General features: G+C 70.0%; 15 protein-coding genes. 6 read left to right on the plus strand and 9 right to left on the minus strand.

From position 1 onward, the window contains the following. Window positions 1-80 precede the first annotated feature (80 nt). From HPT28_RS07760 to HPT28_RS07770, 3 genes are all read right to left on the minus strand, one after another. Window positions 81-500, minus strand: coding sequence for a peptidoglycan-binding domain-containing protein (locus HPT28_RS07760; RefSeq protein ID WP_219090214.1), 420 nt, complete (start codon window positions 498-500; stop codon window positions 81-83). 335 nt (window positions 501-835) lie between these two features. Next, window positions 836-1,945, minus strand: coding sequence for a hypothetical protein (locus tag HPT28_RS07765; protein WP_219090215.1), 1,110 nt, complete (start codon window positions 1,943-1,945; stop codon window positions 836-838). Window positions 1,946-2,209: 264 nt separating this feature from the next. Then, window positions 2,210-3,217 (minus strand): GlxA family transcriptional regulator, encoded by a 1,008-nt coding sequence (locus HPT28_RS07770; protein WP_219090216.1) that lies wholly within the window; start codon window positions 3,215-3,217, stop codon window positions 2,210-2,212. 274 nt (window positions 3,218-3,491) lie between these two features. Between HPT28_RS07770 and HPT28_RS07775 the strand changes: the two genes are divergently transcribed. Continuing rightward, the gene (locus tag HPT28_RS07775) at window positions 3,492-4,166 is read left to right on the plus strand and encodes a maleylpyruvate isomerase N-terminal domain-containing protein (protein WP_257578226.1); all 675 of its coding nucleotides are present in this window, start codon (window positions 3,492-3,494) and stop codon (window positions 4,164-4,166) included. A 1,302-nt stretch (window positions 4,167-5,468) separates the two neighbouring features. Continuing rightward, the gene (locus HPT28_RS07780) at window positions 5,469-8,516 is read left to right on the plus strand and encodes an AAA family ATPase (protein ID WP_308119124.1); all 3,048 of its coding nucleotides are present in this window, start codon (window positions 5,469-5,471) and stop codon (window positions 8,514-8,516) included. A gap of 311 nt (window positions 8,517-8,827) precedes the next feature. Here HPT28_RS07780 and HPT28_RS07785 read toward each other — a convergent pair whose 3' ends face one another. The 3 genes from HPT28_RS07785 to guaA form a co-directional block, all read right to left on the minus strand. After that, the gene (locus HPT28_RS07785) at window positions 8,828-9,610 is read right to left on the minus strand and encodes a thioesterase II family protein (protein ID WP_219090218.1); all 783 of its coding nucleotides are present in this window, start codon (window positions 9,608-9,610) and stop codon (window positions 8,828-8,830) included. A gap of 240 nt (window positions 9,611-9,850) precedes the next feature. Beyond that, window positions 9,851-10,291: a cold shock domain-containing protein gene (locus tag HPT28_RS07790; RefSeq protein WP_219090219.1), complete on the minus strand. Its 441-nt coding sequence runs from the start codon at window positions 10,289-10,291 to the stop codon at window positions 9,851-9,853. Window positions 10,292-10,448: 157 nt separating this feature from the next. Further along, entirely contained in the window at window positions 10,449-12,029 is a 1,581-nt protein-coding gene (gene guaA / locus HPT28_RS07795) for a glutamine-hydrolyzing GMP synthase (protein WP_219090220.1), read from the minus strand. 285 nt (window positions 12,030-12,314) lie between these two features. On the opposite strand from guaA, the gene HPT28_RS07800 reads away from it, so the two are divergent. The 4 genes from HPT28_RS07800 to HPT28_RS07815 all read left to right on the plus strand — a co-directional run bounded on the left by HPT28_RS07800 (window position 12,315) and on the right by HPT28_RS07815 (window position 15,224). Continuing rightward, window positions 12,315-12,602: a chorismate mutase gene (locus HPT28_RS07800; RefSeq protein ID WP_219090221.1), complete on the plus strand. Its 288-nt coding sequence runs from the start codon at window positions 12,315-12,317 to the stop codon at window positions 12,600-12,602. A gap of 428 nt (window positions 12,603-13,030) precedes the next feature. Further along, window positions 13,031-13,618, plus strand: coding sequence for a hypothetical protein (locus HPT28_RS07805; RefSeq protein ID WP_219090222.1), 588 nt, complete (start codon window positions 13,031-13,033; stop codon window positions 13,616-13,618). Between the two features lie 164 nt (window positions 13,619-13,782). After that, window positions 13,783-14,718 carry a class I SAM-dependent methyltransferase gene (locus tag HPT28_RS07810; RefSeq protein ID WP_219090223.1) on the plus strand — a complete coding sequence of 312 codons (936 nt, stop codon included), beginning with the start codon at window positions 13,783-13,785 and terminating at the stop codon, window positions 14,716-14,718. Beyond that, window positions 14,715-15,224 (plus strand): hypothetical protein, encoded by a 510-nt coding sequence (locus HPT28_RS07815; RefSeq protein WP_219090224.1) that lies wholly within the window; start codon window positions 14,715-14,717, stop codon window positions 15,222-15,224. Before HPT28_RS07810 ends, HPT28_RS07815 begins: the two co-directional genes overlap by 4 nt. Window positions 15,225-15,307: 83 nt before the next feature. Here HPT28_RS07815 and HPT28_RS07820 read toward each other — a convergent pair whose 3' ends face one another. The 3 genes from HPT28_RS07820 to HPT28_RS07830 all read right to left on the minus strand — a co-directional run bounded on the left by HPT28_RS07820 (window position 15,308) and on the right by HPT28_RS07830 (window position 22,719). Beyond that, entirely contained in the window at window positions 15,308-15,472 is a 165-nt protein-coding gene (locus tag HPT28_RS07820; RefSeq protein WP_219090225.1) for a hypothetical protein, read from the minus strand. A gap of 176 nt (window positions 15,473-15,648) precedes the next feature. Continuing rightward, window positions 15,649-15,837 carry a DUF397 domain-containing protein gene (locus HPT28_RS07825; RefSeq protein ID WP_219090226.1) on the minus strand — a complete coding sequence of 63 codons (189 nt, stop codon included), beginning with the start codon at window positions 15,835-15,837 and terminating at the stop codon, window positions 15,649-15,651. A 504-nt stretch (window positions 15,838-16,341) separates the two neighbouring features. After that, on the minus strand, window positions 16,342-22,719 hold the full coding sequence (locus HPT28_RS07830) for an RHS repeat-associated core domain-containing protein (protein ID WP_219090269.1): 6,378 nt from the start codon (window positions 22,717-22,719) through the stop codon (window positions 16,342-16,344). Window positions 22,720-22,764 lie beyond the last annotated feature (45 nt).

Consider the following 22,764-nt stretch of genomic DNA (forward strand, 5'->3'; position numbering starts at 1 on the left):
TAGGGCCGCCCCTCACCGGGTAACGCTGCTGTGCCCAGCCCCGGTCCGGGACCGTCGGAGGGCCGGGTGCTACCGGAGCGTCAGATGCCCAGGCGGACGCAGCTGCCGTAGCTCGTCTTCCACTTCATCGCCTTACGGGTCAGCGGACCGTAGGTCCCGTCGGCGGGGACGCCTTCGTAGTTCTGGACGTACGCCACGGCGTCGCGGGTGTTCTTGCCGTACTGGCTGTCGGCGGTGATGTTCCGGCCGTAGCAGTCCCGCAGGACGATCTGGAGGCGGGTGACGGCGATGGAGTCGTCGCCGACGCCCAGGACGCAGTTCCGGGAGCCGGTACCGGTGTAGTAGGGCTGGCGGACGTTTCCGTAACTCGTGTCCAGGTTCTTGTTGCTGTTGCACGTCGGGTACGCGGCGTGTGCGGTGCCGGCGGGGACGACGACGAGGGAGGCGGCGGCGACGGCCGCCGCCCCGAGGACGGACGCGGTCTTGGCGCGGAGGTTCATGGTTCTCCTGGTTCCGGGAGTCAGCCGTGCCGAGGGCGACGGCTTCTCGGACAGCTCGGCAACCAGGCTGCGGGGCCGGGACCGGGGGCCGCAACGATCTCCGGGGAAGTGAGGTACACGCGGGACGTCCCGGGCGCTGACCTGCCGGGACGCCGCGCCAGGGGACAGCCCTGCGGGACGTCCCCTGGCGCGGTTCCCGGGCTGAGGTGAGGGGCCCTCGGACCCCTCCCGCACCCGGTAGAGGTCCCGCCGGGAGCCGGGGACGTTCGCGCGGGGGATCAGCCCGATGCGCACGGGGCTCTGAACCGCCGTGGAGACGGTGCCGGAGCCGGGGGCTAACGCGGAGGGGCGGCGGGGGGAGGCGGGAGGTTCGGCGGGGCGGTCAGCAGCGCGCTCGGCGGCGTGGGCCCCGTGCCGGGTGCCGGCTGGGCGGGAGGGGCGGGCCACCGCGGCATCGCGCCCGGCGGGACGACCGCCTCCGTGCCGGCCCGGTCACGCTCCGGCGCACCCAGCACGAGGGCGATGACGACCGCCGCGAGCACGGCGCCGCCCACCATGGTGAGGATGCGCAGCCAGCCCTCCAGGTGGTCGGTCTGCATGCTCCACGTGGGATGCGGCCACTGCGCGTCGTCGAACAGGGACTCGGCGAACGTCGTGTTGACGACGAAGCGCAGCTGGAAGTAGAGCAGGGTGCCCGCCAGCGTCAGGGCCGCGCCGCGCACCACGGGCCGACGCAGCAGCGCGAGCAGGCCCGTGACGAGCAGGGCCACGGCGTAGGCGAACCCGAAGAACGCCCAACTGCCCGCGATCTGGTTGCCGTACGTGTCAACCGAGGCGTCCACCAGCCCCAGGAAGTAGTCCCCGGCATCGACACCGTCGGCGAGCGTCCTGATGATCCAGCCCACTTCGGCGAGGCACAGGACGATCAGCAGCACGCCGACGACGGTGTACCGGGCGGCTCCGGGCCCCCGGGCGGCGGCAGGCGCCCCTGGTGCCGGCCGGTCCCCGGCCCGCAGCATCAGGACCAGCACGCCGACGGCGATCAGCAGCGCCATCACCCAGGTGCCGATGATCTGCCCGGCCAGACCGTTGCTCCCCACGTACCAGTCGCGGAAACGCTCGTCGGTGGCGAGACCGACCAGCTCGCGCAGGGCGATGGCCGCCATGAGGAAGGCGAGCAGCAGCGCGCCGCCCCTGGCCACGCGCCGCCCGAGCAGGGCGAGGAGACCGACCACCAGCAGCGCCACGGTGAGCGCCCACTGGTGCTCGGCGAGCAGTTCCTGCTCCACCACGATGGAGCGGTCGAACAGCACCGCCTGGAGGAACTCGCCGACACTGGTGTCCACGAAGCCGAAGCCGAAAGCGATCCAGGTCACGATCAGGCGGCCGAACATGGTCAGCAGCAACCCCGCGGCCAGATAGGCGCCCAGCTGCCGACGCGGCACCCACCGCGACTGCGGGTGCGGATATGGGTGCGGGTGCCGTGTCGGCGTCGGCGTGCCCACCGGCCCGCCCGTTCCTGTCGGCGTCACGTGAACTGCCCCCTGGCGTTGAGTCGTACTCGTACGGTCGCTCCATACTGCGTCGCATCGGACGGGCAGGGGCGGTTTTATTGCGCACTCGTCACCAAGTCGATGTCCCCGGCCACCGCGGTCGGGCTCGCACCCTTGCCGGTCACCTCCGCCGTCACCGTGGTCCGGCGGGCGCGGTCACTTCCGGGGAAAGGCGCGGCGGTAGGCGCTCGGCGAGACGCCGAGACGGCGCAGGAAGTGGTGGCGCAGGTTGTTGGCCGTGCCCAGCCCGCTGAGCTCACCGATCCGTTCGACGGGCAGGTCGGTCGTCTCCAGCAGCGTCCGGGCGCGGTCCAGGCGCTGGGCCAGCAGCCACTGGTGCGGGGTGGTGCCGGTTGCCGCGAGCAGTCGGCGGTGGAGGGTGCGGGGGCTCGTCGCGGCACGCCGGGCCAGGTCCTTGGTGGTCAGCGGCGCGTCGAGGCGGGTGCGAGCCCACTCCAGTACGGGGGTGAGGCTGCCGTCGTCGGTCGGAGGCACGGCCTGCTCGACGAACTGGGCCTGCCCGCCCGCGCGGTGGGCGGGTACCACCATCCGCCGGGCCAGCTGGTTGGCGACCCGGGCGCCGAGGTCGCGGCGGACGAGGTGCAGGCAGAGGTCGAGGCCGGCGTTGACGCCCGCACTGGTGAGGATGTCGCCCTCGTCGACGTAGAGCACCGCGCCGTCCACCTCCACGTTCGGGTAGCGCTGGGCGAGTTGCGCCACGTGGGACCAGTGGGCGGTGGCGCGGCGGCCGTCGAGCAGCCCCGCCTCGGCGAGGGCGAAGGCACCGGTGCACAGCGACACGATCCGGGCGTCGGCGGCGTGGGCCGCGCGTAGGGCGGCGGTGAGCCGCTCCGGCAGGGGCTTGCCCTCCGCGACGCAGGCGTCGGGGACGGAGGGCACGATGACGGTGTCGGCTCCGGCCACGTCGTCCAACGTGTAGGGGGTGGACAGCGTCAGGCCCATCGGTGCGGGATCGCCGGACGCGGAGGGCTCGGTGGGTGCGATGGGGTCGCCGTCGGCGCAGAGTCTCAACGCGTACCAGGGGTCGGCGAGGTCGGCCTGCATGGGCCCGAAGACGGTGCAGGGGATGCTCACTTCGTACAGGTCCCAGGACGGGGCGCGCAGCCACGTGGGGACGATGACGGCGACCGAACCAGCAGCCATGGCAACGATGTTACGGAAGATCGCACGGAAGGCACGCGTCGCGAGCCCGGGGCGCCGAGCGGACCACTGAGCGCCGAACGGAGCCGGTTTTCGGTGGAGTTGGGCACGTCCGGCGGGTCGCGGGCCGCGAGAGGCGGCTGCGGGAGTCGGGGCAGGGGCAGGGTGCGGCAGGAAATTGGTGTTCGCCGTCAGCGCTGTCACTGTCCCGGTATGCGGGCGGGCTGCGAGCGTGAGGAGGTCAGCGACAACCGACCGACGACGGGGGAACAGCGCCATGAACGGACACGAGGACGAGCACAGGGACGAGCGTGGGGACGAGCGTGGGGACGGGCACGTGGACGGGCGGGGGAAGCAGGCTTCGACGGAGGCTCCCGCGGACTGGCCCCGGCTGCTGTCGGAAACCGCCGAGGCGTGCCTCGCCGTGCTGGAGCGAGGGACGGACGCCGACTGGTCCCGTCCCGCGGGCGGCCTGGAGTGGAGCTGCCGGGAGACCCTCGACCACCTCGCCCTCGGGCTGGTCGGCTACGCGGGCCTGCTGATCGCCCGGCCCACCGACCGTTTCATCACCCTGTTGGCCTCCCTCGACCCGCAGGCCCCCGTGAGTGGCTGTCTGGAGGGCATCGGCATCGCGTCGAAGCTGCTGACCACGACGGTCCGCGGCACGGGCCCGGAGGTGCGGGCCTGGCATCCGTGGGGGAACTCCGACCCGGCCGGTTTCGCCGCGATGGGGATCGTCGAACTCTCCATGCACACCCACGACATCACCCAGGGGCTCGGGCTGGACTGGACCCCGCCGGAGGCGGCGAGCGCGGCAGCCGTAGCGCGCCTGTTCCCGGAGGCGCCGGAGGGTCACACCGCCGCGGACACCCTGCTGTGGAGCACCGGCCGCACCAACCTCACGGGTCTGCCCCGCCGGACCTCGTGGCAGTGGTACGGCGCCCCGCGCTGAGGCCCGCGGCACGCGCTGACGCCCTTCACGAGCATCTGCCCGACCGCGTCCGGTGAGAGCCCCACTCGATGGGCAGGACGAGTCCGCTCTGCCCGGGGACGCCGGCCCGGAAGTCGGCGTACACGCTGACCCTGGGGAACGTGGCGGCGGCCCGTTCGGGGGCACGCCCTTGCGCGGGACGGGTCCGTGGGGCAGTTCGCCGCGGTCGATGACGGTGACACCGTCGAGGTGCCGCCGGAGCACGCGGGCCGCGAGCATTCCGGCGAGTCCGCCACCGAGCACCACGCCGTGAGTGGGCTTCGTCGACGCGGGTGGGGTCCTTCCCGTTGCCCGTCCCCGATGTGCCGCTCCTCGAAGGGGTGTTCCGCATCCGTGACGTGGTCCGATTCTGTTGAGCGGGCATCGGGCCACCAACCCCCAACCTCACGGCGCCCGCGTCCCCCCTGTCCGCGGCACGGCCGCCGCTCTGCCGGGGAGGGGGTCACCCGCCGTTGGGGGGTGTCGGAGGCGGACGTGTCGCCCGGAGTGGGCCCACCGGGCTTGTTGAGAGATGACGCCTTGTCAACTCCTGCCGGGCCGAACAGGGTCGGAATGGTGGATTCCTGGCGTGCTGCCGATCCGGAGACTGCCTCACTCCGGCAACGCAGCGGTACGGCTGCTGGAGAAAACCGGGCTGTAAGCTGTGCGCCGTTGGCGAGAATCCGACCCCGCGTTGTACCGGTGTGCCCGTGCGTCACGCACCGGAACGCCGAGGGACGACGAGTGTGGAGGTGGTCCTCGAGAGCGCGAACGCCTGGTGCGGGCGGTGCTTCCCGGAAGCGCCCCATGGCTCCCTCGGTCGTCCGACAGCCTTACACACCTGCCCTGTTCATCCATCGGCGCCCGTTCCGGACGATCACCGGAACACGCGGCATACTCCCGCCCCGCCGGGCGGGAACCACGACCAACCCGATGGACCCGATCGGCCCGACCGACGCGGACAGCCACGACAGCCGACATCACGGCCGGCCCGCAGGGGGCGGGCACGGGCCACCGTCGCGGCGCCGGAACACCGCCAGCACACCGGCCGGTACGCGCACCCGGCACGGAGGAAGCCGGAGCCGTGGCCCCGCCTTCCCACGCACCGCCTCGACCGGTGGGCCCGCGCCCCGTCCACCGTCGGTCCGTGCACAGCACCCACAGACCGGCGAGTACAGCCAGGCCAGAACAGCCCGACCGTAAGAGCCCGGCGAGAACAACTGCAGAGACAACTGAAAACGTTGGTTCATTCCATGTCATCGCGTTCAAGGGGGATAGACGCGAGTGGTTCTGATACAGCGGGAAGCGCAGCTTGCACAGTTGCGCACGGCATTCGACACCTGTACCGAGTCGCAGGGCGGCCGGGTATGCCTGATCAGCGGTGCCGTCGGCAGCGGGAAAACAGCCCTGCTGGAAGCCTTCGTCGCCCAGGTGACCGGCGGGCGAGGCCATCTGATGAGTGCGACCGGTTCGCAGGTCGAACGCCATCTGCCCTTCGGCGTGATGGACCAGCTCATCGACAGTTCCGGGCTGGAGCGGGCCTCGGCCCGCAAGGCCGCCACCGTCGTACGCCACCTCGCGCTCACCACCTCGCCCCCCGGGACTCCCGAGGACGACGCGCTCCACCCGCCCGCGCCCGGCTCCCCGCCGCCGACCGCCACCTCCGCCGCCTACGGCCTGTTCACCTCGCTGCTCGACCTCGCCCGGCCGCTGCCGCTCGTCGTCACGATCGACGACGTCCACCATGCCGACGCCGCTTCCCTGCGGTGCCTCCTGTACGCGATACGGCGGCTGCGGCACAAGCACATCATGGTCCTCCTGACCGAGTCGCCGATGCTGCGCACCCAGCACCCGCAGTTCCGGGCCGAGCTCCTCAGCCAACCGCACGTCTCCCGGATCAGCCTCGAACCGTTGACGGACGCCGCCCTGTCCCGACTGGCGCGGATCCACCCGGTTCCGTCCGAGGCACGTGACAGCGTCGTCCGGGAGGCACCGACGCTGACGGGCGGCAGCCCCCTGCTGATGCGTGCGCTCCTCGACGAGTCCTGCACCGCGCCGCCCCCGCCCTCGGAGGCGTCGGCCGTCTCCGACGTCCAGCCCCTCCCCGTTTCCGCCCTCCACGGCACGTTCGACCAGGCCGTCCTGCGCTGCCTGTACCGCCACGAGCCCGAAGTCCGCGGCGCCGCACAGGCCCTGGCCGTGCTGGGCAGGCCGACCCCGCTGCCCGTGCTCGGCAGGCTCCTCGGCCTCAGCCCCGAGTTCACCACCCAGTCCCTGCGGCTGCTGCGGCGCTCAGGTCTGGTCTCGTCCGACGGGTTAGGCCACCCGCGCATCGTCGACGCCGTCCTGGCCGACCTGTCGACGGAGGAGCGCCTCCGCCTGCACCGCCGCGCCGCCGAGGTCCTGCACGAGTACGGTGCCGAGCCCGGGGTCGTCGCCGCGCACCTCGTCAGCGCCGACTGGGCCGAACCCGCCTGGGCCGACGCGGCGTTGCACGAGACCGCCGCCCAGGCGCTGGACGCCGGGCGCCCCGATGTCACCGGTGCCTGCCTGCGGTTGGCCCGTGGCGCGGCGCGCCCGGGCTCCCGCTGGACGGAGGCCGACACGCTTCTGCTGCGCTCCCGGTGGCAGATCAACCCCCTCGCGGCCGCTACCGACCTGGGCGCCCTGACCGCACCCGGCCGGGACGCCGACGGCCCCGGTGACGACGCGGAGGCCACGGACACCGGCACGGGCACGGGCACGGGCACGGGCACGGGCACGGGCACGGGCACGGGCGCGGACACGGACACGGGCACGATGGCCGACCAGCGGTACGGGCCCGAGGCCGTCGGCGCCGTGCCAACGCTGCTGTGGCACGGTCGGCCGGACACCGCCTGCCGGATCGTGCGCGCCGTCGCGGCCCGGGCGCACCCCGCGCCCGACGTACGGGCCCGGCTCGACGCCGCCCGCCTGCTCATCTCGCTCGTCCACCCCGACCGCTACCCGCAGGCCCGCGCCGACGCCCGGCACGTGGCCGACGCCGGCACCGCGACCTCCACGACCGGCCGGCACCTGGACGCCATGACGCTGCTCGCCGACACGCTGACCCCCGACCGGGCCCGGCACGACACGGTGGGCAACGCCGAGGTGATGATCCAGCGCTACACGGCCGACGAGGGGGCGCTCGGCCCGCTCGCCGCGCCGCTGCTGGCCATGCTCTACGCCGGGCGCCCGGACCTCGTCGTCACCTGGACTCGGGTACTGCTGGGCCGCCCCTCCGTGGGCTACGCGCCCAGCTGGAAGGCCGTCCTGCACGCCATCCACGCCGAGGCGGAGCTGCGCCTGGGCGCTCTCGGGGACGCCGAGGAGCACGCCCGCACCGCGCTGACCGTGCTCACCCCGCAGGCGTGGGCGGTGGCCGTGGCCGGCCCCCTGAGCACCCTGATCGGAGCCGCGACGGAGGCGGGCCGCCACGGCGAGGCCGAACGCTGGCTGGCCAAGCCCGTACCGGCCGAGTCGTTCCGTACCCCGCTCGGCCTGCACTACCTCCTCGCCCGCGCGCGCTACCACCTGGCCACGGGACGCCGCCGGGCCGCCGCCGACGACCTGCACCGGTGCGGCAAGGAGGTCACGACCTGGCGGATGGACACCGCGACGCTCGTGCCGTGGCGGCTGGAACTGGCCCGGGTCCACCTGGCCTTCGGCGACCACTGCGCGGCCGTCCGGCTGCTGGAGGAGCAGCTCGACGTCCGGCAGAGCGTGGACGACCGCACCCGCGGCATGGCCCTGCGCGTGCTCGCCGGGCTGGTGCCGCCCGAGCGGGGCGGGGGGCTGCGCGCCCAGGCCGTCCAACTGCTGGAGGCCTGCGGCGACCGTATCGAGCTGGCCCGCGCCCTGGCCGACACCGGGCAGGCGCTCCGCGTGGCCGGGGACGACGCCGGGGCGCGCCCGTACTTCCAGCGAGCCGGCCAGCTGGCGCAGGGCACCGGTTCGCCCGCGCTCGCGCAGCGCACGGCCCGGGCCGCCGCCGACCTCCCCCTGTGCCCACGGCCCCGCGGCGGACGGCAGCACTCCGGCGACGACGCGAAGTCCCCCGGCGCCGGCAACACCAACAGCAGCGGCAACGCCAACAGCACCGGCACCGGTCTCAGCCGCGCCGAGCGGCGCGTCGCGGCGCTCGCCGCGCAGGGACACACCAACCGGCAGATCTCCAGCAAGCTGTTCATCACCGTCAGCACCGTCGAACAGCATCTGACGCGGGTGTACCGGAAGTTGGACGTCAAGCAGCGCACGGAGCTGGCCACCCGGCTGTCCTCCGTGCGGTCGGGTGTGCCCAGGCTGGACGGCTGACCCGGTCCGCCGGCACCAGCGGCCGACCCCGGCTCGGGTTCGGGCGGGGCCCGGCGGTGGCGGGGCGTGCCGTCCGCCGGGCTCCCGCCCCTGGGGGTCCGGGGGCGTGACCCCCAGAGGTGGCAGGGCGCGGCGGGGAAGGGGCCGCTGCCCTGCGCTCAGGGGTGGTATCTGCCGTCCGGCGCTGGACGGCGCCGGACGCTGTGGGCCTGCCTCGCGGTCGAGTTCCGCGTGACGGGTCGCCTTCGGCTCACCGGACGAGTGCGCTCACGCGTCCGGCGGCCGGGTCCACCCTGTTCGGCCCGCCCTCGTCAGTGCTTGGCCGACGCGGCGGCCAGGCGGAAGGCGGCGACGCTCTCCCGGATGGCCTCCGTGACGGCCGCCTGCTGGCTGTTGAGGTAGAAGTGCCCGCCGGGGAAGGAGCGGAACTGGAAGGGACCGCTGGTCAACTCCCCCCAGGCGCGGGCCTCTTCCAGCGTCACCCGGGTGTCGCTCTCGCCGGTCAGCGTGCTGATCGGCGCTCGCAGCGGCTCGCCCGGCTGGTAGCGGTAGGTCTCGACTGCCCGGTAGTCGGCGCGCAGGGCGGGCAGCACCATGCGCAGCAGCTCCTCGTCGTCGAACACGCCCGGGTCGGTGCCGCTGAGTTCGCGGATCTCGGCGACGAGACCGTCGTCGTCGCGCAGATGAACCGTCTCCTCGCGGTGCCGGCACGGGGCTCGGCGTCCGGAGGCGATGACACCGAGCAGCTCGCCACCCCCGTCGCGCTCGACGCGCCGACCCAGCTCGAAGGCGAGGATGGCGCCCATGCTGTGCCCGAACAGCACGAGTTGCTGGGGCGGTTCGGCCGTCAGCGCCTCGTAGAGCTGGTCGGCGAGGGAGTCGAGACTCTCCACGAGCGGCTCGCGGTAGCGGTCCTGGCGGCCCGGGTACTGCGCGCACAGGACGTCCAGCTCCGGCGCCAGCGCGCGGGCCAGCGGCAGGAAGTACGGGGCGGAACCACCGGCGTGGGGCAGCGCGACCAGCTTCACGGCGCCCGAGGACGCCGACTGGAACCTGCGGAACCAGGTGTCGTGCTTACCGGATGCGGCCGACATGACGGAGCCCTTTCTCCTGCTGATCACCGGGCGTGCTGCCCTTGAGCGTGATCACCACAGTACGGCTCGGGCCCGGCCCGGCAGAACCCCCTAAGACCCCTACTCGTGCGCGCCTCGTCCCCGCCACGACCCCGCCACGACCGTCGGCGGCCGGCTCCGCCGGGCACCCACGCGACGACCCGGGGCCGCGGCGAACAGGCCGCCACCCCGGGTCGTGACCGGGTGAGAGTCCGGGACGGCTCAGGCGGTCAGCCAGCCGTGGCCGCGGGCCAGCCGCTCCAGCCGCTGCCGCACGGCGAGGATCTGTCCGCCGGTCAGCGTCGGCGCCGCGTCCAGCAGCGCCTCGGTCAGCTCCTGTCGGAACTCGGTCGGCGACAGCACGTCGCACATGACGTCGTCGTCGGCCTCGGCCGCGTAGGCGGCCTGGGCGACCCGGTCGGAGGCGGGCTGGCCGACGGCGCTCCGCGGCCCCCCGTCGGACTCGACGATGCTCACCATGGACGCCTTCGGCCCCCGGTCTCCGTGCCCGAGGCGGAACTCCACGACCGTACCCGGCTTGTACAGGTGCTTCTCGTCCTGAAGGTCGTTCGCGTGCATGAAGATGTCCTCGCCACCCTCATCCGGAACGATGAACCCGTACCCGCGCACGTCGTCGAAACGAACCACTCGACCCAGCGACACCGCACACCTCACCACAACAGCCAGTAACTACTTATCGATTGACCCGGGAACGATACACCAGCGAAAACGCCGTCGCCGCCGCCCGCTCGGCGGGCGACGGCGACGGCCAACACGTCCCCGGCGGGGACGGTGCGAAGCGGCCCCGGGGCCGCCCCGCTCACTCCCACTCGATGGTGCCCGGCGGCTTGCTCGTCACGTCCAGGACGACGCGGTTGACGTCCGGCACCTCGTTCGTGATCCGGGTCGAGATCCTCGCCAGGACGTCGTAGGGCAGCCGCGACCAGTCCGCCGTCATGGCGTCCTCCGAGGACACCGGGCGCAGAACGACCGGGTGGCCGTAGGAGCGGCCGTCACCCTGGACACCCACCGAACGCACGTCCGCGAGCAGCACCACCGGGCACTGCCAGATCTCCCGGTCCAGCCCCGCCGCCGTCAGCTCCTCGCGGGCGATGGCGTCCGCGGCGCGCAGCAGGTCGAGGCGCTCCTTGGTGACCTCGCCGACGATGCGGATGCCCAGCCCGGGGCCGGGGAACGGCTGCCGCTGGACGATCTCCTCCGGCAGCCCCAGCTCCTGGCCGACCATCCGGACCTCGTCCTTGAAGAGCTGCCGCAGCGGCTCCACCAGTTCGAACTCCAGGTCCTCCGGGAGCCCGCCCACGTTGTGGTGGGACTTGATGTTGGCCGTGCCGGTGCCGCCGCCGGACTCCACGATGTCCGGGTAGAGGGTGCCCTGCACCAGGAAGGCGACCTCCGCGCCCTCCTCACCGGCCTCCGCGACCAGCTCCGCCTGCGCCTGCTCGAAGACCCGGATGAACTCCCGGCCGATGATCTTGCGCTTCTGCTCCGGGTCGCTGACGCCCGCCAGCGCGTCCAGGAACCGCTTCTCCGCGTCCACGACCTTGAGCTGCACACCCGTGGCCGCGACGAAGTCCTTCTCCACCTGCTCCGTCTCCCCCTGGCGCATCAGGCCGTGGTCGACGTACACGCAGGTGAGCTGGTCACCGATGGCCCGCTGCACCAAGGCCGCGGCCACCGCCGAGTCCACCCCGCCGGACAGCCCGCAGATGGCACGCTTGCCGCCCACCTGCGCCCTGATCGCGGCGACCTGCTCCTCCACGATGCTCCCGGCCGTCCAGCTCGGAGCCAGCCCCGCGCCCCGGTACAGGAAGTGCTCCAGCACCTGCTGCCCGTGCGTGGAGTGCATCACCTCGGGGTGGTACTGGACGGCGTAGAGCCTGCGCTCGTCGTTCTCGAACGCGGCGACGGGCACGCCGTCGGTGGACGCCGTCACCGTGAAGCCCTCCGGCGCCGCCGAGCAGGCGTCACCGTGGGACATCCACACGCTCTGCTCCACCGGCGTGCCCTCGAAGAGCGTCGACCCGGGCTTGGAGACGGTCAGCGGCGTGCGCCCGTACTCCCGCGCCCCGGTGTTGTCCACCGTGCCACCCAGCACCTCCGCCATGAGCTGGAAGCCGTAGCACATGCCGAAGACCGGCACCCCGGCCTCGAACAGCGCCCGGTCGATCCGCGGCGCGTCCTGCGCGTACACCGACGAGGGGCCGCCGGACAGGATGATCGCCTTCGGGTTCTTCGCGAGCATCTCGTCGACCGGCATCGTCGACGGCACGACCTCGCTGTAGACGCGGGCCTCGCGCACGCGGCGGGCGATGAGCTGGGCGTACTGCGCGCCGAAGTCGACGACGAGAACGACGTCCGGCGGGGTGGGCACTGAAGCCACGAGACGGCCTTTCGGCGGTGGAGCAGGGAGGAATGTTCCCCCATTCTACCGACGCCGCACGGCACCCACCGTGGCATACTGGCCGCATGCCTATGCACCCGCGCTTCTGGTTTACCTATGGCACCGGCCCGTCCGGCTGCCCTCAGGTCGACCGTCGTCGCGCGTAGGCGACACCACAGACCCCAACAGGCGCCCCGGGCCGATCAAGGCCCGGGGCGCCTGTGCGTTCCCCACCCACCCGGGCCGAGGACGGGCCGGGGCTCCCCAGCACGAAGGAGCCCTTCCATGAGCACCGCGACCACCGTGAGCGACACCACAGCCCCCGCCTCCCCCGAGGCCGAGATCGCGGCGTCCCGCGAACGCATCGACAGCCTCGACGCCGAGATCATCGCCCTCGTCCGGGAACGCATGGCCGTCTCCGCCGCCATCCAGGAGGCCCGCATCGCCGGCGGCGGCCGCCGCGTCCACCTCTCCCGCGAGATGGAGATCCTCGCCCGCTTCCGCGCCGAGCTCGGCGGCCACGGCACGACCCTCGCGATGACCCTGCTCGAACTGAGCCGCGGCCGCGTCTGAGCCCTGCCCGCCCCATCACCCGTACGGTGCGTGACCCGCCCCGCCGGGCCTTCGTTGTCCGAGGTGTCCCCGATGCCCGCCGGGCGCCCGGCGGCTCGCGGGACGGCCCACACCGGAGCGTGCGGCGTGCCCGCCCCACGAGGGCGGCCCGCCATGGGACCGCGCTCCGGCCCGGGTGACCGGACGGCAGGGGACAGCAGCCCGGTCACTCCTCCCGCGGTCGGCCCCCGGCCCCCCAGGGGCCGACCGCGCCCCGGGCGCCCGGACCGCCCGCCCCGCAGCCCCGTAACCGAGCCCCACACCCGCCTGGGCGGGGGCAAAGGTCAGCCGTTCGGGTGGAGGTGCGCACTGGCGCGGCGGTCCGCGTCGTTGTCACCGGAGAGACGGGGGAATTCGCGTAGCACGGCGTTGAGAGGACGAAGACGGCCATGAAGATCTCCAAGCAGGGCACATTCGCCGCACTGTCGATGTGCGCGGCGAGCGCACTCACGCCCGCCGCCCAGGCGGCGGCCGCCGACAACAGCAGCGTGCCGGTACCCGTCAACGTCCCCCTGGAGTCGGTCGAGACGGCGCTGCCCGTGGCGGAGGCCCCCACGGTCTTCGCGACCGTCCCGTCCTCCCCCCTGACCACGCCCACGTTGCCGCCGCTCATGCAGGACGAGCGCGTCACCGTCCCGGCCGTCCCCGAGCTCGGCGCCATCCTGGACTCCCCCGCCCTCACCGCCGAGGCCCCCGTACCCGGCCTCGACGGCACGGCGGCCCAACTGTCCACCGGCAGCGAGGCCCTGCGCACCACCACCCCGGCCCTGAGCGCGGACCTCCCCCTGACCAACCCCGCCACCAGCGACACCGGCTTCACCGACCTCACCACCCCCGGTGCCCGCCTCACCACCCCCACCGTGCAGGGCGAACGCAGCGCCCTCGTCGACCTCGTCAACGAGGACGGCGACTCCCAGCTCCCCAACGCCCTCGGCACCGCCACCAACCTGCTCGGCACCGCCATGCCGACGCTCTGACCACCCCAGGGAGCCGGGCCGGGGCAGGCCTCGGAGAGCGCCTGCCCCACGTCTCTCCGGAAGAGCCGCCCGGACGCGCCGACCGCACGCGCCGACCGGACGGCTTGAGCGCCGGGGCAGCTGACCCGCCGAGCCGGCCGAGGCAGGCCGTAAGGTTCTGCCTCGTGCACTTGCTCGAGATATCCGACCTGATCACGGCGGTGGATCCCCACAGCGGCGACCGGCTCCCGGTCCGGCGCACAGCCGTAGTTCAGCAGCTCCGCGAGAGCGGAGACGAGCGCGCGGCCCGGCTGGTCGCCGGGCTGCCCACAGATCAGGCCGGAGTACTCGACCCCCACGCCGTGGACCGCCTGCTCATCGGTGTGCACACCGAGCTCCAGCGCCTGAGCGAGGAGCTTCGGATCGGCGAGCGCCTGGTCCACATCCTCGGCCCGCTTTTCACCGCGATCCGGGAGACCACCGGGCAGCCCGGGCCGTACCGCCTGGTCGACGTCGGCTGTGGCCTGGGCTACCTGGTCCGCTGGCTGGCGGCGACGCGGGCCCTCGGCGCGGACGTCGAGCTGGTCGGGGTCGACCTCGACGCCGCGCTCGTCGGCGAAGCGGACCGTCTCGCCCGTGAAGAGCGGCTCGGCTGCCGCTTCGTCCACGGCAACGCCTTCGACCTCCCCGAGGCCGCGACCGTCTACGTCTCCACCGGCGTGCTGCACCACTTCCGTGGTTCCGCTCTGACCGACTTCTTCCACGCGCAGGCCGTCTCAGAGGCGCACGCCTTCTGCCACTTCGACATCGCCGCAACCCGTCTCGCACCCGTCGGCGCCTGGGTGTTCCATCGGGCCCGGATGCGCCACCCTCTCGGCCGACACGACGGCGTCGTTTCCGCACGGCGCGCCCACAGCGACGAATCGCTGCTGAACGCGGCCGCGGTACCGGGCATCCGCGCACTGCTGTACGAGCCCCGCGGCTCGGCCAATCCGTTCTGCACCACGCTGCGCCCGATCATCGGGGTGCGCCCACGGCTGGAGGAACCGTTCCGCCGGGCCCTCGGACGGAACGCCCGCCGTCTCGTCGGTGGGGAACACCTCGCCGAGGCCGGCCGATGACACCCGCCATACCGCTTCTGATCCTCGGTCTGGTCGATGCGGCGTTCAGCGGATTTCGTGCCTACACGGGCAGCGACGCCCGCATCCGCAAGCGGCGGGCCAGCACCCGAGCCGCCCTGCGCGGGCTCGGCGTCGGGGCGGTCCTGTTGCTCGCCCCCACGCTGACCGCCACCCTTCTGCTGCTGACCGCGGGAGACCAGGAGCAGACGTACAGCCTTCTGACCGCCGGCGGCCTCGGCTACCTGCTCCCGCTCACCGTGTACGCCACCGCCGTGCTGTTGGCGCTCGCCGCCTACTTCACCCTGCCGTTCCGCGCCAGCACGCTCGCCATGGTGATCGGCCTCGGTCCGCTGACCCTGCTGCGGCCACTCGTTCTCGCCGCAGCCTGCCTCGGTGCGCTCATCAACGGTGGCGGGCCCGCCCTTCTGGTCGGCGCGGTCGCAGGCGCCGCCGTACTGTGCGTCGAACCAGCGGTGCACCGACGCTGGTACCGCCACCCCTGGTAGAGCAGACGGCCGGGCGAAGGCCGACAACAGCCTCCCGAACGCCGTAGCCGACAGTCGGCCGCCTGACCTCTGCGTCGTCGACGCTACTTGGGGGCCGCCGCCCCGAAGAGGGCGACCACGAGGAACAACACAACAACTGCCACGAAGACGACCAGGCACAACAGAACGGCGAAGACGGCGATCACGATCCACGCCGCTATCTCCGCTCTCCGCGCCCGGCGCTCATAGAGCTCAAGTTCCTCTTCCATACGCCCCCGCATCCCACTCCTCGCAGTTACTCAAACCCCCGTCGGCAGGCGGTGAACTCCAGTCAGGAGCTTGGCGAGCTCCCATGCAGCCCTCTCGACGTTGCGTTCACCTCGAAGGGAACGCCCGGCCCCGCGCCCCGCCCCGCTCGCGCGTCGGTGCCCCGGTGATGCTGCGCCTACAGGTCGAGGCGTCCCTGCCGTACGGCAGGGAGGAGCGCGGCGAACCGCTCGCGCGAGGTGTGGAGCATGCGCGCCCCCTCCGCGGACTCCCGCACGACGACGCGTCCGTCAGTGCCGTCCCCTATTTCGACGCAGTTGTTGCCCTCCGCGCAGTAGGACGACTTCTGCCAGGTCACCTCGTTCACGTTGTCCCCCCCTCAGAGACTCTTCATGATGTCGTGGATGACGTCCCGGGACTTACGGGCGTCCAGGCCGATGGACTCCATGCGGTCGAGCAGTTGGCGGTACTTGCTCAGCTGAGCCTCAGCGTCGAGCAGTACAGGCCCATCGCCCTTCGCGACGTGCGCTCCGGCTTCCCTCCCTCGGAAACGATCCGCACGTCCCCTCTGGGAACTTCGCGTCGAACTTCCGCCTCTTCTCGCCACGACGCCCAACTTCTCCCGCGGCCACGGTCCCTACGCCACGAAGGGATGGTCAAGTAGAGTCTCCCCTCTCTGGAAAGTCTCGAGCCGCCGCACCAAGTAGGCCACCTATCGACATGGGGATCAAAATCTCAGCAAACGGCGGCAGCGGCTTGCACGCAATATATGCCACTATTATCGAAATTGCCATTACGCAAATCCGAGTAGCACGCGGAAGCTTCAAGTACTTCGCAATCAAGATATCACCTAACTCCGCACCGTCGAGCACTATTCAACAATCCCCTGCTTTCGCGCATACTCCACCATCCTCACAGTGGTCAGCTCCATTTGCGTCACCTCGAGCTGGAGCTGAATGTGACGCCCCTCGAGGGAAGTGACGCGCGCAGCAGAGACAGTCTTGCCATTCTTCACCAGAGACACAAGGTAGGCACCCGCGCCATTCGTAGCCCCGCCAGCTACCCCGTAGATGACAAACTTTCCGGTACTCCAATTCTCTGTTCCAGCACTCGTGGCCGCATAGGCACCGGCACCCGAGACGGCACCTGCCGCAATCGGACAAGTCATACCCGCCGTTGCTGGACAGAAAGCGGCAGCTACCCCGCCAGCGACGAGGATTCCGCCGGCCACCAAGTCACGCTTATGCCTCTTGATGAAGCTATCCCCAGCGAAAGCTTCGACCATATCAGCCTGGCAACTCAAGGGATCCCTGCCTTGCATTCTACAGAGGGTTGTATAGGCGGTACCCGAGTCTTCCGAGAGAGCCAACTCCGCCGCTTCCGCGATAGTGAAGGAACGCGAACCCTTGTAGCCCATATCCCGCAAAAATTCATAGGTGTCGTCGTCTAGCGATTCACCAAAGAATTTTTCCTTGGTTACGTCCACGACAGACCCCTCGGGGTGCGTACCTCTACCCCCACCACCGCAATTACTATTGCACGGATGCGGAGGAATCGGCTTGCTGTAGTCGACGGCTTCGTTCGGACGACCATTCCCTCGACTTCCGTCAGGGCGGGTCGGACAGGCTGGCAGTCCGTTGAAACCACAAGCAAGTCCTTCACCAGTTGGGTCGGAGAAGGTAAGCGGGTTGTTGATGCTATAGCTGTAGCCGTTGAGTGTCTGCGGCTTATCGATTTCCAAAAGGGGATCTACCGATATGAACATGCCTGTGTTCACATCGTATTCACGAGCTTCCACGTGCGTCAGGCCGGTGCTCTTGTCGGTCGTCTTGCCCAGGAAGCCCTTGTCGTCGATCCAGGCGCCTACCGCGCCGCCGGTTCGTTCCGCGCCGAAGGGGGTCATGTACCGCTTGGCGAAGTCCTGGGTCTCGGAGTCGATGGCGAGACTGGAGGTGCCGTGGTGATCACCTGCGAGGTACGAGACCTTCTGCTCCCCCGACTCATTGCTGCGGACAGCCACAGTGAGGTCGCCGGCTCGGTAGTAGCGCTGAGCCCAGGTGTCACCGTTCGCCCGGAGGTGGAGCTCCGTGGCACCCGCGTAGAGGACGCGCTCGCCGTTCTCGGTGTCACGGACCAAGAGCGTGCCATCGGCGTCGTAGATGTAGTCCGTGGAGGTATCGCCCTCGGTCAGTTTCGTCAGCTGGCCTTCCTCGGACCAGCTCAGCTCCTGTGCGGCGGTCTCTCCCGGGCGGCCGGTGGTGTTGCCGGTGACGTCGTAGGCGTAGCTGCGCTCTGGGGTTGAGCAGTCCGCTGTGGTGCTCGTACCGGACAGCGCGTGCGGCTGGTCTCCCTCGTAGCAGTACGTCGTCTTCTCCGAGCCGCCTACCTTGTGCTGGGTTTCGGAGGTGCGGAGGCCGGCGTCGTTGTACGTGTAGCTGGTCCAGTACGGCGCGGGACCGGTGAGGCTTGTGGCACTGCGCTCTGCCTGACAGTCCTGGGACGTCGGCGTCCAGGCGTGGGTCAGACGACGGTAGCCGTCGTAGGCGAAGCACTGGGTTTCCGCTGCGCTGGTGTTGCCGAGGTGCGTGGGGTCGGCGATCGATGTGACGTTACCGGCGTCATCGAAACGGTAGTTGAGATCCTGGAGCATGTACGGGTGGGTCTGGTCCGTCACGTGGCTTCGTAGGAGTCGGCCCGTCCCCTCCTCGTACGTGTTGGTGACGTAGGCCTTCTTGTGTGCCTCCGTGTTGGCTGTGCCCAGCGTCAGTTGCTGTAGCTGACCCTTCGCCGAGTAGTCGGCGTGGAGAAGGTAGCCGGTTGCTCCGCCGACGCCCTGGACCTGCCCGAGGTCCGTGTAGTCGTATTCGACGGACTCAGCGGCAAGGCCGCCGAGGGCGGGTTCGGTCGCGCTCTTGAGATTCCCGTCAATGCTGTAGTGGGACTCGAAGGTCAGAGTGGATGGGGAGCCCGCCATGACCAGGGGGTCGGATGTCGGGAGGTGGAGTTGCCGAGTGATTGGTCGGTTCAAGCTGTCGTATTCGGTGACCTCCTTTGTGTACGCCTGCCCGTTCTTCCCCCCGAGGTAGCGGGTCGATGCGCTGATGTGGCCCTTGAGCACCGTGTCGTACGTCTGTGACGTCAGTTGGTTCGCATCGGTCTTCGTACCCGACCAGGTGCCGGTCGCACGCCCGAGTTCGTCGTAGGCGGTGTGGATGACGTCGCCGCGGGCGTCCGTGACCTTGATCGCCTGGTCGAGAGCGTCGAACTCGGTCTTCACCTCGCCCTTGTCCGGGTCGTTCGAGACCGTCTGACGGCCGAAGAGGTCATAGAAGTACGTCCACGTCGCGCCATCGGGGCCGGTGATGGTGGCCTGCTGACCGTCGAGGAAGTGAATGAACTTCGTCGACGTGTAGGCGACGCCGGGCCCAGTTCCGTATGCGCTGTCCGCGGGACTCTCACTCGAGTATTCGCGAATCTCCGTTGTGCGGCCGAGGGCATCGGTGATCGTGCGACGAGCAGAGCCCCCGTCAAGGGCTGTCGTCGCCGAGGAGTCGCCGGTGTACGTCGTCACGGTCGACCAACGCTTTTCACCGTAGGTGTACAGAGAGGAGCTCGTCTCCCTGCCTGCTCCGTCGAAGGCGACGGCGGTCTGCTTCGGCGCCTCCCCGTACTCGGCTCGCGTATACGTCTGGTTCGGGGTGGCGGTGCTGTCGAATATGTCTGCGTATGTCTCGTAGGCCAGCCCCCTGCTGTCGTAGCGCGTGTCGGTGAGCAGGCGACCACCCACGGGGGTCGGCTTCTGCGTCTGGAGAGGCCGCAGCAGAGCGTCGTAGATCTCGTAGCTGGTGGTGTAAGAGCTCCCGTCAGCCTGAAGCGACGAAGTGGAGATGGCAGACGGCTGAGTACTGCTGAGGTGGTACCCGAACTTGAGATTGGCGCTGTACCCGGCTCCCTTGCTGCGGTTCGGAAGCCAGACGGCGGTGAGCCGACCGAGAGCGTCGTACGTCTGCTCGGTCTTCTTCATGTTCGCGTCGTATGTCCGCAACGGCAGCCCACGCCGTGGGTCCAGGAACACGTACTCCTTGTGTCCCTTGGCGTTCGTCGTGACGGTGCGAGTCAGCGGGCCCGAGCTGGTTGGCGTGTAGGCCGTGGTCCCCGTGTTTCCTGCGGCGTCGGTAGCAGAGACAACACGACCCAGGGCATCGTGAGTGACACGCTTGGTCGTCTGCCATCCCGTGACATCCCGCTCACCGTCGAGGCCGATGATTGCTGAGTATCCGGTTGCCCGCCCAGTCCACGTCACGGCGCCCTTGGTCGGCTTTTGACCGGGCGCCCAAGCTGTCGCTTCGGGGTCGTCGTAGACCATAGCCACGTCGGCGAGTACGTCCCCGCGGGTAGCGGTGGTCAAGGGGAGGCTCAGCCCCGTCTCGGAGACCGAGCATGCCTTCCCCACGGTACGGGTGCGGGAAGGCAGCGACGTGATGCCGCGGCTGGCGTTGCGTGCGTACCAGGTTCGCGTGCAGGTCTCGTCTCCGGACTTGCCCACCTCGCCCGAGTCGCTGACCTTCACGGGCATGCCGTGGTCATCGAAGGATGTCGTCTGGGCTCGCTCCCACCAGGACTGCGCAGCGGTGAGGTGCGTGTGAGTCGCTGTGCGCTCGGTCCGCACATAGCGAGCAACCTGGTCAGCAGCAGACGGTACGTCCTGCCGTGCGGTTTCCCTGCTCCATGGGTCGTTCACCACGACGGAGATCGGTGTCGATCCGTTGTAGGTCACCTGCTGGCGCAGACGCCCGACATAGGCTGCGCTGTCGGCGACAGTCGGGATGCCGAGAGCCGGAGATGCCAGGGGCGGTAGGTCGACGGATCGGGTCGAGCCGTCGGCTCTCTTGTCTCCGTCCTTGCCTTGGTAGTACACGGAGGTAACCCGGGAGCGAGTGGTGCTCTCAGCTCCGGTGTAGGCCGTGACCTGTCGGTATCCGCGCCAGTTCGACCACGTCCGCTCGTCGGCTGAGATGAGCGGGTCATCGTTGTGACGCCATGCTGCCCCGGAGTAGGAGTACGCGTGCTCGACTGCCTCATTGTGCCCCGTGGGGTCGGAAACAGTGACTGCGAGTACACGGTACTTGTGGAACCAGTCGACTGACGCTTCCTGCGCACCGTTGATGTGCCAGTACTGCGGATAGCAGTTGCGGGTGTTGGTGTCCTCGGCGGCGTCGATGACCTCGCTACGTCGGCACTCAGGATTCGACAGCGTCACCGTGGTGATCGCGCCGGTTTCCGAGGTCACTGTGGAGACGCGCGGCCGGGTGAGCGGAAGGATGTCGTCTGTTGCGTCCACACGGTTCGGGCGCATCTGGTAGGTGAAGGTGACCGGGTTCACCGAGACGGCTGTGCCAGTCTTGCCCGTACGCTCCAGCGACTTCAGCACGAGGACGTGGTCCGTCGTGTCCCCGATGTCGCCGCCATCGAGGTAGTCCTGCTTCAACGTCCATGAGTCCACGGGGTCGTAGGAGCCGTCAGGTGCCGACCACGAGAACGTCGAGATGCCCGTTACGCGCTTGCGGCTGAAGAAGGCCGGCCCCGTCGCGCTGCAGTCGGTGGAGCTGTCACCGCTGGAGCACATGGCATCGAACGGAACGTCCGGCCAGTTCTTCGCCGTATCTTCTGTCAGCTCCGCGCAGTCCCCCACCGTGCAACGTTCCGCATGCGAGAAGGTGACCTTGGCGTCGGGATCATCGGTGAAGAGCGCACCCGCGCGCTGGCCGTACCGGATCTCCTTCAGGTACCCGCCGCGGACGTAGGATGCGTTGGCCGTCTCTGCCTTGTTCTTTCTGTAGTGGTTCGTCTCCTTGGCATACCAGTACGTCATGGCGTTTCCGTGGGTGTCCTCGACATAGTCGAGGTTCCAGCGCCACGCCTGGGTCAAGGAACGATCCTTGAAGGCACCGCCGTTCGAGTATCCCGGCTCTCCGGCATCGTCCCCGAAGACAGGCACGGTCCAGGTCGAATTGGTGCGTTGCTCCCCGGCGCCGTCAAGCTTGTGCAGTCCGAACACGTACTTGGTGCCGTCCCCGGTGACAACGGTCCAGTACTCACCATTGTCGTCGCCGTTGTCAGCCCCGGTGTGTCGGGTGACCTTGGAGGCATCGTCGTTGGCCAGGTGCCATGCACCGCTGTCGTCGTCCTTCACCAGGCGGTTCGCCTGGCCGTTGAGCACAAGTTGCGCGTTGTCGTACTTCCAGCAGCGGTCGTAGACATCGTCGTGGCCGTCATCGTCGCAAGCCACGTAGGAGCGCTCGATGTACGACTCCGTGAGGGAGAAGCCTTCGCCTACCGCTGTGCCCTGGTTATTGGTCGTCGCCGTCCGGCCGTCCACGCTGCCCGAGTCGTAGGCCAGCGAGAGCGCTGGAGTCGGTCCAGCCGCTGCCGGCGGCATGGTGAAGTCGTACGACCAGGTGAAGGCACCGGAGCTACTCCCCGCCTCCCAGGAGGCGGACTCTGCAAGCGGTGTCGCTGAGTAGTCCCCACTGCCTGCGGGTGACTCGCCTGAAGCGGATGTGGAGGTCGCGCTCGATGTAAGGGCCAGGACGGTGACGTCGCCACTGCCGCCGAGCTGCGCTACCTGGCCCTGCTTGCTTGCGTCCAGCGATACGTCGGCGGATACCGATCGCTCCGAGACGTTGTTCCGGGAGTCGAGCTCGGTGATCTTCCGGCACTGCTCCTTCTCCGGTGTCGTGAGCACGCAGGATGGCAACGTGACGAGCCGGAGTCGATTGGGCCACCCACCGCCGTAAGCCCCGGCGAACTCGCCATAGTCGATCTCGATCCTGGCGGTGCCGGCATCGGCAACCTCTGCGGTCAGCAGCACGCCGTCAACGCCGACCTGCTCCGCCTTCTTACGGCTCAGGACGGTGATCCGTCCGCTTTCGGGATCTCCCTTGGCCACGTCAATCGTGACGGGCAATCCCCCCGGCTTGACGGAATCCTTGCCCGACGTGTCGAAGTTCAAGGTGCCCTGTCCCGCTCTTGGCCAGGCCACATTCTGTTCTGCTTTCGCCTTCGCAGCCTGCTTCTCGTTGGCCTTTCGGTCCTTCGAGACCTGGGCGCGGGCTTGCTCCGCAGCAAGGCCCTCCACAGCCTTGACGTTGCTGACCCGATGCTCCGGCAGATCAGGGCGACCGAGCCCACCGTTCTTCCCCTGAGCCTCGGCCGTGGCGACAGTCGGTGCGAGCAACGACATTGCCATCACTGCTACGAGAGTCGGCTTTGACGCACGTCGGACTATTCGCAT

It is taken from the genome of Streptomyces sp. JJ38, from assembly GCF_019303475.1.
Taxonomy (GTDB): Bacteria; Actinomycetota; Actinomycetes; order Streptomycetales; family Streptomycetaceae; genus Streptomyces.

Bases quoted from the DNA above. Each gene is read 5' to 3' on its own strand.
- HPT28_RS07760 (WP_219090214.1), bottom strand. From the start codon at position 500: ATGAACCTCCGCGCCAAGACCGCGTCCGTCCTCGGGGCGGCGGCCGTC.
- HPT28_RS07770 (WP_219090216.1), bottom strand. From the start codon at position 3,217: ATGGCTGCTGGTTCGGTCGCCGTCATCGTCCCCACGTGGCTGCGCGCC.
- HPT28_RS07775 (WP_257578226.1), top strand. From the start codon at position 3,492: ATGAACGGACACGAGGACGAGCACAGGGACGAGCGTGGGGACGAGCGT.
- HPT28_RS07785 (WP_219090218.1), bottom strand. From the start codon at position 9,610: ATGTCGGCCGCATCCGGTAAGCACGACACCTGGTTCCGCAGGTTCCAG.
- HPT28_RS07800 (WP_219090221.1), top strand. From the start codon at position 12,315: ATGAGCACCGCGACCACCGTGAGCGACACCACAGCCCCCGCCTCCCCC.
- HPT28_RS07805 (WP_219090222.1), top strand. From the start codon at position 13,031: ATGAAGATCTCCAAGCAGGGCACATTCGCCGCACTGTCGATGTGCGCG.
- HPT28_RS07815 (WP_219090224.1), top strand. From the start codon at position 14,715: ATGACACCCGCCATACCGCTTCTGATCCTCGGTCTGGTCGATGCGGCG.
- HPT28_RS07820 (WP_219090225.1), bottom strand. From the start codon at position 15,472: ATGGAAGAGGAACTTGAGCTCTATGAGCGCCGGGCGCGGAGAGCGGAG.
- HPT28_RS07830 (WP_219090269.1), bottom strand. From the start codon at position 22,719: ATGGCAATGTCGTTGCTCGCACCGACTGTCGCCACGGCCGAGGCTCAG.